The organism is Natranaerobius trueperi (assembly GCF_002216005.1).
GTDB lineage: Bacteria > Bacillota > Natranaerobiia > Natranaerobiales > Natranaerobiaceae > Natranaerobius_A > Natranaerobius_A trueperi.
In genome coordinates this window covers 65,664-78,160 of record NZ_NIQC01000004.1, presented here as the reverse complement: position 1 = coordinate 78,160, position 12,497 = coordinate 65,664, and the positions used below count along the sequence as shown (strand labels likewise).

Here is a 12,497-nt window from a genome sequence, read left to right as displayed (position 1 = left end):
CATAAAAGATTATTTTATAATGATATATGCATAGGAGGAATGATTGTGTCTACAAAACCACGTTTAAGATTTGCACCGAGCCCTACGGGGAAAATTCATATTGGAAATATACGTACTGCGTTGTTTAATTGGTTATATGCTAGAAATATAAACGGGGAATTTATAATTAGAGTTGAGGATACTGATGCCGCTAGGTCTGTGGAAGAATATGAACAAATAATTTTCGATGCCTTGAAATGGTTAGGGTTAGGCTGGGATGAAGGACCTCAAACAGGGGGGGATTATGGTCCCTATCGTCAAAGTGAACGAAAAGATATCTACCGTGAATATGCTGATAAACTTTTAGAATCTGGTGATGCTTACTACTGTTACTGCTCTGAAGAAGATTTAGAAAAAATGAGAGAAGAACAAAAATCTCGAGGTGAGATGCCTCGTTATGATGGAAGATGCGCAGAGTTAACTGAAGAAGAGAGACAAAGGTGTGAAAATGAAGGTCGAACTCCTGTCATTAGATTTAAAGTTCCAAAGGGAAAAGATATACAAGTCTGTGACCTTGTGAAAGGCAATGTAAACTTTGAAAGTGATGGTATCGGGGATTTTATAATAATTAAGAGTGATGGGTTGCCCTCTTATAACTTTGCTTGTGCAATTGATGATTACTTGATGGATATAACTCATGTATTACGGGGAGAAGATCATTTATCTAATACACCAAGACAAGTTATGGTCTATAATGCTCTTGGATTCGATCTACCATACTTCGGTCACTTATCATTAATACTAGGGCATGATAAAGCAAAGCTAAGTAAACGACACGGGGATACATTTATTGGTGATTATCAAGAAAAAGGTTATCTACCAGAAGCAATAATGAATTTCTTGGCTCTGTTAGGTTGGTCTCCTGAAGGGGAGGAAGAGTTGTTTGCTAAAGAGCAATTAGTTGAGAAATTTGATATAAATAGAGTTGCTAAAAGTGCTGCTGTTTTTGATGTTAGTAAACTAAACTGGATGAATTCTCATTATATAAAAAATACAGAAGGTGAGCGACTTTTAGAGCTATCAAAAAAATATTTACTTGAATCAAATGTAGTAGATGAACAAGATGAGATAGAAGCTAATAAAGACTGGTATATCTCGGCTCTTAATTTAGTCAAAGAGAAAGTTTACATCCTTTCAGAAATACCTGAACAAATGAAAATATTCGAAGGTGATACACTTAAACTAGAGGACAAGGAGTTACAAGTTTTATCAGGAGACAATGTTGTTGAGCTTCTTAAAACAGTAAAAGATAAATTACTAGAACTCGAATCATTTGATCCTAAATCTATTAAAAAGACCATAAATGAAGCAGGGAAATTGGTCGGTGTCAAAGGGAAACAACTGTTTATGCCAGTGAGAGTAGCTGTTAGTGGTCAGACACATGGTCCGGAAATTGATCAGTTGATATCATTATTAGGTCGTAACAAGATAGAAAAAAGAATAGACAGTGTTATTGAACAAATTCAGAAATAAATTAATATATTGTTGACAATGCTTAGAACTAAGGGATATAATTATCAAAAACATATTATTTTAAGCTTAACAATAGAGCGGAGGATCGAGTAACCAGAAACATATAACAGAGAAATATCCCGCGGCTGAAAGGATGTTAACTCTGGTGAACTGCCCCTCCAAATTGCCTTCTGAACTTATAGTAGGAAGAGCCGGTCACCCCGTTATAGGTGTGAGGTGAATGTAATTTATTTTAAGTTACATTAATCAGAGTGGAACCGCGGTCCAACCGTCTCTGGCGTAAAGCTTGAGGCGGTTTTTTTAATAAAGGAGGGTTGTAAATGTTTACAACTATAAGAGAAGATGTTAAAGCTGTGTTTGAAAGGGATCCAGCGGCTAAGTCAGTGTTTGAGGTACTCTTATGTTATCCAGGAGTGCATGCTATCATGACTCATAGACTAGCGCACTTTCTTTATAATAAAAAAGCTTTTCTTTTGGCAAGAGTTATATCACAAATAAGTAGAATTTTAACAGGGGTTGAAATTCATCCAGGAGCTAAAATTGGTAAACGATTATTCATTGATCATGGTATGGGAATTGTCATTGGAGAAACTTGTGAGATTGGTGATGATGTAACTATATATCAAGGGGTTACTTTAGGCGGAACGGGGAAAGAAAAAGGTAAGCGACATCCCACATTAAAGGATAGGATAGTTATTGGTGTTGGTGCTAAAGTTTTGGGTCCAATAACTATTGAAGATGATGTTAAAATAGGTGGCGGATCAGTAGTTTTAGACGATGTTCCTTGTGACTCTACAGTAGTGGGAGTTCCTGGCAGAATAGTTGTGCGTAGGGGTAAAAAAATTGATAATGTAGATTTAAATCATCATGACCTACCAGACCCAGTAGCAAGTCAAATAAAACAGTTAGAACGTAGGATTGAAAAGTTACGATTTCAAATGGAAAATTTAAAGCGAGGTGATAATGATGACCATAAGGCTTTATAATACCTTAAAGAGACAAAAGGAAGAATTTGTTCCATTACGTGGTAATGAAGTGAACATGTATGTTTGTGGCCCAACAGTATATGATTACTTTCATGTAGGGAATGCTCGTGCTTTTTTGGTTTTTGATGTGGTTAGAAGGTATTTAGAATATAAGGGGTATAATGTAAATTATATTCAAAACATAACGGATATTGAAGATAAAATGATAAAAAGAGCAAATGAAAAAGGGATAACAATTTTCGAATTAGCAGAAGAATATACAGAGAAATATTTTGAAGATGCAAGAGCCATTGGAATAAAAGATGCTGATGTTCATCCGAGAGCAACAAAGCACCTTAGTGAGATTATAAATATAATAGAAGAATTGTTAGAAAAAGGTCATGCTTATCAATCGAATGGCGATGTTTACTTTGATACTGAGTCTTTTGACGGATATGGACAATTGTGCAAACAAGCCCCTGAAGACTTAGTGTCAGGAGCCAGAGTATCAGTTGACGATAGAAAGAAAAGTCCTACAGACTTTGTGTTATGGAAAGCAAGAAAAGAGGGTGAGCCTTATTGGGAAAGTCCATTTGGCCCTGGTAGACCAGGTTGGCATATTGAGTGCTCAGCTATGAGTATGAAATATTTAAATACACCATTAGATATACATGCTGGAGGCTCTGATCTAGTATTTCCACACCATGAAAACGAAATCGCTCAAAGTGAGGCAGCTACAGGCGACAAGTTTTGCAAATATTGGCTTCACGTAGGTTACTTAGAGATTGATAATCGAAAAATGTCTAAATCTATGGGTAACTTCATGACTGTAAGAGACTTCAGAGAATATTACGATCCACGGATACTCAGGCTATTTTTATTAAATGCACACTATCGAAGTCCTCTAAATTATACAGAAGATTTGATTGATCAATCTAAGAGTAGTCTAGAACGTTTAGATAACTTTTATGAGAAGTTAAAATTTTATATAGATAGCTATGAAGAAAAAGAAATGTCGGAAAAAGATACTAAGATGCTAGATTATTTACCTGTAATAAGAAAAGAATTTGAAGATTCTATGGACGATGATTTTAATACAGCGGGTGCTTTATCAGCCTTATTTAAGCTTGTTAGAGAAGCTAATGCCTATATGCAAGCTCAAGGTAATGCTAAAGTTTTAGAAAAGATTCGTGAATTGCTTATAGAGCTAGATCTTGTATTAGGAATTTTACCCCGAAAAGATGATACACTATTAAGTGAAGAAATAGAAAAGAAAATTGAAGAAAGAGAACAAGCTAGAAAACAAAAAGATTTCCAAAAAGCTGATGCAATAAGAGATGAATTAAAGGAACAGGGTATTATTCTTGAAGATACGCCCCATGGAGTGAGGTGGAAAAGGGCTTGAATGATCAATTGTTTTTTTCCGGTGAACATCCTAACTTAACATCACATGAAGCTAAGCAGTATTCTCCTCAAGTTTTAGCTTATCTTGGTGATGCTGTATTTGAACTCTATGTAAGAACTTTGAATGCACAAACACCGTATAACTCTTTGAAAAATTTACACCAAGAAACTGTACAGGTGGTCTCTGCGACTTCACAAGCTAAGATTCTAGAGAAGCTGATTCCTGAATTGACTGAAGAAGAGTATCAAATTATTAGACGGGGCAAAAATGCTAAAATGCATCAGCCTCCTAAAGGGGCAGATTTTTATGAATACAGGCAATCTACTGCTTTTGAAGCTTTAATAGGTTATTTGTATCTATGTAATCAGAAAGAAAGGATAATAGAATTATTGCAACCAGATTTGTTATTTGGAAGGGGCGCTAAGAATGAAGGTTAAACTAGTTAATTTTTCCCAAGAGCCAGATAGAACTGTCGCTGCTGCAGCTCGGTTATGCTACTCACCAAAAGGGTCTGAACAATTATGGAATGGACTTGATACAGATAAAGCGTTTAAATTGATAAAAAAACTAAAAGATATGGATCATCAATCCCCTTTTGAGCATGTTAATTTCACATTTACCATAGATGGTGTTAGTAGAACTTTATCACATCAACTTGTTCGCCATAGAATTGCTAGTTATTCACAAAAATCACAAAGGTACGTTTCTGAAGATAACTTTGATTATGTTATACCACCGTCTATTGAATCAGATCCTAATGCGAAGGAACAGTTTATTAAGGCCATGTCAGAACTCAATGACAGTTATAGAAAGTTAAAAAAGACGGTGCCAAAAGAAGATGCAAGATACTTACTACCTAATGCTTGTGAGACTCAGCTAGTAGCTACTTTTAATGCCCGTAGCTTATTTAACTTTTTTAGACTAAGATGTTGTAATAGAGCGCAGTGGGAAATTAGGAAGTTAGCTAAACAAATGTTATATGAGGTTAAAGAAGTTGCTCCTGTAATATTTGAAAAAGAGGGTGCTCAATGTGACGTTGACGGTACATGTCCAGAAGGTAGTAAAAGTTGTGGTAAGTATAAAGGAGTGGCAAAAAAAGAATTATGAGTAAAAAAGAGCTAATCATTGGGAAAAATTCTGTGAAAGAAGCTATTCAAGGAACAAGGAAAGTATATAAAGTTTATGTTAATAAAGAGTTGCACCCTAAATCCAGAAATGAATTGGTAAATAGTGCAAAGAAAAGCAACATAACTTTACAACAACTTTCTAGAGAAGAATTTGAACAGAAGGTTCCTTCAGGTGAGCACCAAGGTGTTGCTGCAGAAGTAGAGCCATTTAAGTACCACACACTAGAAGAAGTATTAGATAATGCAGAAAAAAAGAATAAAGCTCCTTTTCTCCTGATTTTAGATCATTTAACAGATCCTCAAAATTTAGGCGCAATACTAAGAACAGCTGATGCTGTAGCAGTAGATGGTGTAATTATTCCAAAACGGCGAAGTGTTGATATCACACCTAATGTAATCAAAGCTTCTAGTGGAGCATCGGAATATGTACCAGTTATTAAAGTTTCTAATCTTCGCCAAGTAGTGTCTAAGTTGAAAGAAAAGTGGATTTGGGTTGTTGGTGCTGATATGGATGGTGACACAGTATATTATGAATCAGACCTCAAAGGACCACTTGCTTTAGTGATGGGAAGTGAAGGTTTTGGAATAAGTGAAAAACTAAAGAATGATTGTGATTTTTTAGTAAACATACCTATGGTTGGGAATGTTAATTCGCTTAATGTAAGTGTTGCTACTGCATTACTATTATACGAACGCTTTAGACAAGAAGGGTAGCGAGCTTGGGTTGCAGGAGAAATGGAGTGATTTTTTGACTGACTATTTAATTGTAGACGGTTACAATATCATAAATGCTTGGACAAATCTCAAACAAACTGCCGAGGAAAGTCTTGAAATTAGCCGTTTGGAACTTATCGAAGAACTTGCTAAATTCAAAAACATTTTATGGAAACAAATAATAGTAGTTTTTGATGCACATTTAACTAAAGAAAAAAAACGTCACACAGAGGAAAGTTCTGGCGTTATGGTAATCTTTACCCAAGAAGGGGAAACAGCTGACAGCCTTATTGAAGCACTAGTATATGAACTGGTGACCCAAGGAAATGTAGAAGTAGCTACTTCTGATTGGCAGGAACAACGAGTGATTTTAGGTAAAGGAGCCGCTAGATTGTCGGCTAGAAACCTAAAAGATATTACTAATGCGACGACGCAACGTATACGTAAACGTTATATCAATAAAGATGATAGTAAAAATACTTTGGGGAATCTTTTAGATGAGAGGATGAAAGAAAAACTTAATAGCTTTCGACAAAGTGATTAGTTTTCCCTTCTTTTACTTGACGATTTCTTTTTAGTTAATGTATAATTATTATGTGTTAAGCTAATATAAGCTTGTTACCCGAGAATATAAACCGGAGGCGATGCATGTGAGTCAAGGCGCTCAGGATATTTTCCAGAAGTATGATCTCAAAAGTGATGAAGATGTGGCTAGAAGAGCTAGAGATGGTTGTCATGAATCATTAGAGTTTTTAATTGGCAAGTATAAAAATTTCGTTCGAGCTAAAGCGAGGTCATACTTTTTAATTGGAGCGGACCGTGAAGATATTATACAAGAAGGTATGATTGGTTTATATAAGGCAATAAGGGATTTTCGAGGGGACAAGCTATCGTCGTTTAAAGCCTTTGCAGAACTATGTATAACACGTCAAATAATAACGGCAATAAAAACTGCTACCAGACAAAAGCATATTCCTCTAAATTCTTATGTTTCTTTGGATAAACCAATTTATGATGAGGATTCGGATAGAACTTTATTAGATGTGATTTCTGGCGTTAGAATAACTGACCCTGAATATCTAATGGTAAATCGGGAAGAATATAATAATATCGAGTTAAAGATGACAGAAATCCTTAGCAGCCTTGAATGGAAAGTTCTTATGCTTTACTTAGAGGGTAAAAGTTACCAAGAAATTGCTATAGAGCTTAATAGACATGTGAAATCGATTGATAATGCCTTGCAAAGGGTGAAAAGAAAGTTAGAACGTTATCTAAATATTAGAGCTGATTAATTTCAACTTAAGGGTTGACTTTTGTTTAGAATAAATGTATAATTACACATGTCATTGATGAGACAGCGTAAAAATTATGGAGAGATACCCGAGTTTGGCCAAAGGGGGCAGACTGTAAATCTGCTGGCGTTAGCCTTCGAAGGTTCGAATCCTTCTCTCTCCACCAGCGAGCGGGTGTAGCTCAGTGGTAGAGCCCTGGCCTTCCAAGCCAGTTGCGTGGGTTCGATTCCCATCACCCGCTCCAGCAAACGACGCGGGGTGGAGCAGCCTGGTAGCTCGTCGGGCTCATAACCCGGAGGTCGCAGGTTCAAATCCTGCCCCCGCAACCATTTGAATATTATGGAGCGAGCTCGCGTAGCTCAGCTAGGTTAGAGCGCATCCTTGGTAAGGATGAGGCCACCGGTTCAAATCCGGTCGTGAGCTCCATACATGGCGGCGTAGCTCAGTTGGCTAGAGCATGCGGTTCATACCCGCAGAGTCCGGGGTTCGAATCCCTGCGCCGCTACCATTTAAACCTTAAATATGTGAAACGCATATTTTTTTTGTTTTTAATTGAAACTGCTATATTTTTTGATTTTTATGAACGATTCGATTATAATTGAAGTGGACATGTCAGAAAATTTCAAAGATCACGTTTAAAGGTTTATGGACGGTGGCATTATCAATCAAACATAAGTAAGGAGGATTAAGTATGGGTAAAGAAAAGTTTGAAAGAACGAAACCGCATGTTAATATAGGAACCATTGGTCACGTTGACCACGGAAAGACGACTTTAACAGCAGCAATGACTACTTGTATTTCATCAGCTGGTGGAGCAGAGAGAATGGATTATGATAAGATTGACCGTGCTCCAGAAGAGAAAGAGCGTGGAATTACAATTAGTACTTCCCACGTTGAGTATGAATCAGACAATCGTCACTATGCACACGTAGACTGCCCAGGACACGCAGACTATGTAAAGAACATGATCACTGGTGCAGCACAGATGGATGGTGCGGTACTAGTAGTTAGTGCAGCAGACGGACCTATGCCACAGACAAGAGAGCACATCCTACTAAGTCGTCAGGTAGGGGTTCCTCATATTGTAGTATTCTTAAACAAAGCAGATATGGTGGATGACGAAGAACTATTAGAACTAGTAGAGATGGAAGTAAGAGATCTATTAAGTGAATATGACTTCCCAGGAGACGATACTCCAGTTGTAACAGGTTCAGCATTAAAAGCTACTGAATGTGGATGTGGAGATCGCGAATGTGATAGCTGTGGACCAATTTGGGAGCTAGTAGATGCAATTGATGACTACATCCCAACTCCAGAGCGTGATGTAGATAAGCCATTTATCATGCCAATTGAAGACGTGTTCAGTATCACAGGACGAGGGACAGTTGCAACAGGTAGAGTAGAGCGAGGAGACGTTAAAGTAAACGACGAAGTAGAAATTGTAGGTATGGCAGATAAGCCTAAGAAGACTGTTGTTACTGGAGTAGAGATGTTCAGAAAGTCAATGGATTCAGCAGAAGCTGGAGACAACATTGGAGCATTACTACGAGGGGTAAACAGAGAAGATATAGAAAGAGGTCAGGTATTGGCCAAGCCAGGAAGTATCAATCCTCATACTCATGTTAAAGCAGAGGTTTATGTACTAAAGAAAGAAGAGGGAGGACGTCACACTCCATTCTTCCCAGGTTATAGGCCTCAGTTCTTCTTCAGAACAACAGACGTTACCGGTGTAATTGAACTACCAGAAGGAGTAGAGATGGTAATGCCAGGAGACAACGTACAGATGGAAATTAAGTTGATTACTCCGATCGCTATTGAAGAAGGTTTAAGGTTTGCTATCCGCGAAGGTGGTAAAACTGTTGGTGCTGGTGTTGTAGCTAGCATTGTTGAGTAGGATAGAGGCCAGGGCATAGTCCCTGGCCTTTCGATTTCTTTTAATGTATATTAGATTAAGTATACTACACTAAAAAATGTAACAATCATTGTTAGTTAATCTGTTGACATACAGTTTATGTTGTGATAGATTTGTAAAAGTGATAAACTGGCTATAAGCAGTGTTTCTACCAGGAGGTGCTAAAGATGCGAGTTAAAATAACTCTTGAGTGTACTGAATGCAAACAGAGAAATTACAAGAGCTATAAAAATAAACAGAACGATCAGGACAGAGTTGAATTGAACAAGTACTGTAGATTTTGCAATCGTCATACACTTCACAAAGAAACCAAATAACAATTCAATCAAGATCGTATGTTAATTACTGAGTCATTTAAAAAGGTGGGAGTGGTATGGGTTTCTTTCAGAAGGCTAAAAAGTTCTTAAAAGAAACAAAGTCCGAGCTGAAAAAAGTAAATTGGCCTAATAAGCAACAGTTGATAACATATACTGGTGTAGTATTTATGACTGTTGCATTAGTTGGTGTATATTTCTGGATCCTAGATACAGGATTCTTAGGTATAATTCAGCTTATAATCAACTAAAATTTTTCAAATAGGAGGGAAGGGATCTAGTGGTCCCTGATACTATGGAAAACAATTGGTTTGTAGTTCATACTTATTCTGGGTATGAAAACAAAGTTAAAACTAACTTAGAAAAAAGAGTCGACTCCATGGGTATGAACGACAAGATTTTCCGAGTGATAGTTCCTACTGAAACACAAGTTAACATTAAAGACGGTCGCAGAAAGGAACAAGAGAAAAAAGTTTTCCCAGGGTATGTATTAGTTGAAATGGTATTAGATGACGATTCATGGTATGTGGTTCGAAATACTCCAGGAGTGACAGGGTTTGTCGGTTCTGGCACTAAACCTGTACCCCTTAGCCAAGATGAAGTTGCAGGTATTATGAAACAGATGGGGTATGAAGAACCGAGAAAAGATGTTGACTTAGAAGTAAACGATGAAGTTAAGATTCTAGAAGGTCCATTTGAAAACTTTAATGGTAAAATTGAAGAGGTATATCCTGATAAAGAGAAAATTAAAGTGACTGTTTCTATGTTTGGTAGGGAGACGCCTGTAGAACTTGATTTTGACCAAGTTAAACAAGTGTAAAAGAGAAAATAGGAGGTGAGATCATGGCTAAAAAGGTTGTTCAAGTAATAAAGCTACAAATCGAAGCCGGGAAAGCGACGCCTGCTCCACCTGTTGGTCCTGCTTTAGGTCAGCATGGTGTTAATATAATGTCTTTTTGTAAAGAATTTAACGACAAAACTGCTAATCAAGCAGGTATGTTAATTCCGGTAGAGATCTCTGTTTACGAGGACCGCTCATTTACCTTTATCACTAAAACACCACCTGCTGCTGTTTTATTAAAGAAGGCTGCTGGTATTGATAAAGCTAGTGGTGAGCCTAATCTTAATAAAGTAGCAACAGTTGGTAAAGATAAAGTAAAAGAAATTGCAGAAATTAAAATGCAAGATATGAATGCAGCTGATTTAGAAGCAGCCATGAAAATGGTTGAAGGTACAGCTCGCAGTATGGGTATTGTTATCGAAGGTTAATCACCTTCGATAATTAAAATAAAAGTTTCGTGGGAGGGTGATCCCGCTAAAACCACAAGGAGGTTAGTATTATGGCCAATAAAAGAGGGAAAAGATATTTAGAACTATCTGAAAAGATAGATAGAAGCACTCTATATGCACCAGAAGAAGCGTTTAATTTAGCTAAAGAAGTAAGTAAGGCTAACTTTGATGAAACGGTTGAAGCTGCATGTAGATTGGGTGTTAATCCTAAATACAATGACCAGCAAGTTAGAGGTGCAATCGTCTTACCTCATGGAACCGGAAAATCAATGAAAGTTGTTGTGTTTGCAAAAGGTGAAAAAGCACAAGAAGCTGAAAACGCTGGTGCTGATGTAGTAGGTGCTGAAGATCTTGTGAGTAAGGTTGAAGAAGGCTTTCTAGATTTTGATGTTGCTATTGCCACTCCCGATATGATGGGTCTTGTAGGTAAACTAGGTCGAGTATTAGGGCCTAAAGGGTTAATGCCTAACCCGAAAGCAGGAACAGTTACCAATGATGTAGCAAAAGCTGTTACAGATGCTAAAGCTGGTAAAGTTGAGTTCAGAGTTGATCGTGCAGGTAATGTACATGTTCCTATTGGAAAAGCATCATTTGAAACTGAAAAGCTAAAAGAAAACTTTGAAGCTCTTATGGATGCTATTATTAAAGCAAGACCTGCTGCTGCAAAAGGGCAGTATTTGAAAAGCGTTTCAGTTTCTACTACGATGGGACCAGGTATCAAAATAAATCCTCAACAAGTGACTGGTTAAACTTAATTGAAAAGTGTTTGCCAAAGAAACACGATTATGATAATATAATCTTGTCGTTAAACTAAATAAAGTCCTTCGACTAACCGTAGACAGTAGGTGCCCTTTGGCTTAAAACCCTACCGAGGTTAGAGAATTTTTTAGGTGAAGTGTATTCACTATACCTATATAAAAGTCTCTACCTGTCTTACGGTTGGAGACTTTTTTGTTTTAAATGAGCTATAGGAGGTGAAAGGCTTGAAAAAAACTCGGCAACAAAAAGAACAATTGGTACAAGAACTTACTGAAAAACTTTCTAATTCACAAGGTGCCGTACTAGTTGACTATCGTGGGCTTGATGTTTCCCAGATGGAAGAGCTTCGAGGAAAGTTAAGAGAAGCAGAAGTAGATTTCAAAGTAGTTAAAAATACATTGACTAAAATAGCCGCAGAAGAAGTGGGGATTGAAAATCTAGATAGTCACCTAGAAGGACCAATTGGAATTGCGTTTGGCTTTGAAGATCCAGTAGCCCCTGCTAAGATCTTGAATGACTTTGCTAAAGATAATGAAGAACTAGAGTTAAAAGCTGGAATTTTAGAGGGCTCTGTGATCGGTGAAGATAAAGTTAAAGAGCTTGCCAAACTACCTAGCCGAGAAGAACTACTTGGAAAAGTTGCAGGTACATTCCAGGCTCCTATTACTGGATTTGCAAGCACTTGCCAAGGAGTTATTCGCAAGTTTGTATATGCGGTTGAAGCTGTTCGCAAGGAGAAAGAAGAGGCAAGCTAATTCACTTGTCAACTAACTATACTAAAATTTGAATATTAAAAATCATGAGGAGGTATACAAAAATGTCTAAAGTACAAGAAATTATGGATATTGTAAAAGAAATGACTGTTTTAGAATTATCAGAACTGGTTAAGGAAATGGAAGAAGAATTTGGTGTTAGTGCTGCTGCACCTGCAGCTGCTCCAGCGCCTGCAGCAGGTGGAGATGCTGGTGCTGCTGAAGCTGAACAGACTGAATTTGATGTTGTATTAAACGATGCTGGACAGAAAAAGATCCAAGTTATCAAAACTATCAAAGAAGCTACTGGCATTGGTCTAAAAGAAGCTAAAGCTTTAGCTGATGAGCTACCAAAAGCAGTTAAAGAAAAAGTTAGTAAAGAAGAAGCTGAAGACTTAAAAGCTAAGATTGAAGAAGCTGGTGGAGATGTAGAAATTAAGTAATCTGAAAAATGA

16 protein-coding genes, 5 tRNA genes and 2 other annotated features are annotated in these 12,497 nt (G+C 37.2%); all 21 genes read left to right on the top strand.

Annotated features, from left to right (window positions below; genetic code table 11):
* Window positions 1–45: 45 nt before the first annotated feature.
* The 21 genes from gltX to rplL all read left to right on the top strand — a co-directional run bounded on the left by gltX (window position 46) and on the right by rplL (window position 12,485).
* Entirely contained in the window at window positions 46–1,512 is a 1,467-nt protein-coding gene (gene gltX / locus CDO51_RS03150) for a glutamate--tRNA ligase (protein WP_089022841.1), read from the top strand.
* A 66-nt stretch (window positions 1,513–1,578) separates the two neighbouring features.
* Window positions 1,579–1,791, top strand: a binding site (T-box leader).
* 41 nt (window positions 1,792–1,832) lie between these two features.
* Window positions 1,833–2,498, top strand: coding sequence for a serine O-acetyltransferase (gene cysE, locus CDO51_RS03145; RefSeq protein WP_089022840.1), 666 nt, complete (start codon window positions 1,833–1,835; stop codon window positions 2,496–2,498).
* Window positions 2,485–3,882 (top strand): cysteine--tRNA ligase, encoded by a 1,398-nt coding sequence (gene cysS / locus CDO51_RS03140; RefSeq protein ID WP_089022886.1) that lies wholly within the window; start codon window positions 2,485–2,487, stop codon window positions 3,880–3,882. The genes cysE and cysS overlap by 14 nt, the downstream gene beginning before the upstream one ends.
* On the top strand, window positions 3,879–4,319 hold the full coding sequence (locus CDO51_RS03135; RefSeq protein ID WP_205842084.1) for a Mini-ribonuclease 3: 441 nt from the start codon (window positions 3,879–3,881) through the stop codon (window positions 4,317–4,319). Before cysS ends, CDO51_RS03135 begins: the two co-directional genes overlap by 4 nt.
* Window positions 4,309–4,989 carry an FAD-dependent thymidylate synthase gene (gene thyX / locus CDO51_RS03130; protein ID WP_089022839.1) on the top strand — a complete coding sequence of 227 codons (681 nt, stop codon included), beginning with the start codon at window positions 4,309–4,311 and terminating at the stop codon, window positions 4,987–4,989. Before CDO51_RS03135 ends, thyX begins: the two co-directional genes overlap by 11 nt.
* Complete coding sequence (rlmB, locus tag CDO51_RS03125; RefSeq protein WP_089022838.1) at window positions 4,986–5,723, top strand: 23S rRNA (guanosine(2251)-2'-O)-methyltransferase RlmB; 738 nt, start codon at window positions 4,986–4,988, stop codon at window positions 5,721–5,723. Before thyX ends, rlmB begins: the two co-directional genes overlap by 4 nt.
* Window positions 5,724–5,733: 10 nt before the next feature.
* The gene (locus CDO51_RS03120) at window positions 5,734–6,267 is read left to right on the top strand and encodes an NYN domain-containing protein (protein ID WP_158212288.1); all 534 of its coding nucleotides are present in this window, start codon (window positions 5,734–5,736) and stop codon (window positions 6,265–6,267) included.
* A gap of 106 nt (window positions 6,268–6,373) precedes the next feature.
* Complete coding sequence (sigH, locus tag CDO51_RS03115; RefSeq protein WP_169710419.1) at window positions 6,374–7,015, top strand: RNA polymerase sporulation sigma factor SigH; 642 nt, start codon at window positions 6,374–6,376, stop codon at window positions 7,013–7,015.
* Window positions 7,016–7,093: 78 nt separating this feature from the next.
* Window positions 7,094–7,181 (top strand) — tRNA-Tyr (locus CDO51_RS03110).
* Window positions 7,182–7,185: 4 nt separating this feature from the next.
* Window positions 7,186–7,259: transfer RNA gene (locus CDO51_RS03105), tRNA-Gly, on the top strand.
* Between the two features lie 8 nt (window positions 7,260–7,267).
* A tRNA-Met gene (locus tag CDO51_RS03100) sits at window positions 7,268–7,344 on the top strand.
* 19 nt (window positions 7,345–7,363) lie between these two features.
* Window positions 7,364–7,441 (top strand) — tRNA-Thr (locus CDO51_RS03095).
* Between the two features lie 5 nt (window positions 7,442–7,446).
* A tRNA-Met gene (locus tag CDO51_RS03090) sits at window positions 7,447–7,523 on the top strand.
* A gap of 183 nt (window positions 7,524–7,706) precedes the next feature.
* A complete protein-coding gene (gene tuf, locus CDO51_RS03085) occupies window positions 7,707–8,909 on the top strand; it encodes an elongation factor Tu (protein WP_089022823.1) in 1,203 nt (400 codons plus the stop codon).
* Between the two features lie 185 nt (window positions 8,910–9,094).
* On the top strand, window positions 9,095–9,244 hold the full coding sequence (gene rpmG / locus CDO51_RS03080) for a 50S ribosomal protein L33 (RefSeq protein WP_089022835.1): 150 nt from the start codon (window positions 9,095–9,097) through the stop codon (window positions 9,242–9,244).
* A 56-nt stretch (window positions 9,245–9,300) separates the two neighbouring features.
* The gene (gene secE, locus CDO51_RS03075) at window positions 9,301–9,492 is read left to right on the top strand and encodes a preprotein translocase subunit SecE (protein WP_089022834.1); all 192 of its coding nucleotides are present in this window, start codon (window positions 9,301–9,303) and stop codon (window positions 9,490–9,492) included.
* 44 nt (window positions 9,493–9,536) lie between these two features.
* Complete coding sequence (nusG, locus tag CDO51_RS03070; RefSeq protein WP_089022884.1) at window positions 9,537–10,061, top strand: transcription termination/antitermination protein NusG; 525 nt, start codon at window positions 9,537–9,539, stop codon at window positions 10,059–10,061.
* A gap of 23 nt (window positions 10,062–10,084) precedes the next feature.
* Window positions 10,085–10,510 carry a 50S ribosomal protein L11 gene (gene rplK, locus CDO51_RS03065; RefSeq protein WP_089022833.1) on the top strand — a complete coding sequence of 142 codons (426 nt, stop codon included), beginning with the start codon at window positions 10,085–10,087 and terminating at the stop codon, window positions 10,508–10,510.
* Between the two features lie 71 nt (window positions 10,511–10,581).
* The gene (gene rplA / locus CDO51_RS03060; protein WP_089022832.1) at window positions 10,582–11,280 is read left to right on the top strand and encodes a 50S ribosomal protein L1; all 699 of its coding nucleotides are present in this window, start codon (window positions 10,582–10,584) and stop codon (window positions 11,278–11,280) included.
* Window positions 11,281–11,345: 65 nt separating this feature from the next.
* Window positions 11,346–11,493, top strand: a sequence feature (ribosomal protein L10 leader region).
* 21 nt (window positions 11,494–11,514) lie between these two features.
* Window positions 11,515–12,045, top strand: coding sequence for a 50S ribosomal protein L10 (gene rplJ / locus CDO51_RS03055; protein WP_089022831.1), 531 nt, complete (start codon window positions 11,515–11,517; stop codon window positions 12,043–12,045).
* A 62-nt stretch (window positions 12,046–12,107) separates the two neighbouring features.
* Entirely contained in the window at window positions 12,108–12,485 is a 378-nt protein-coding gene (gene rplL, locus CDO51_RS03050) for a 50S ribosomal protein L7/L12 (RefSeq protein WP_089022830.1), read from the top strand.
* Window positions 12,486–12,497 lie beyond the last annotated feature (12 nt).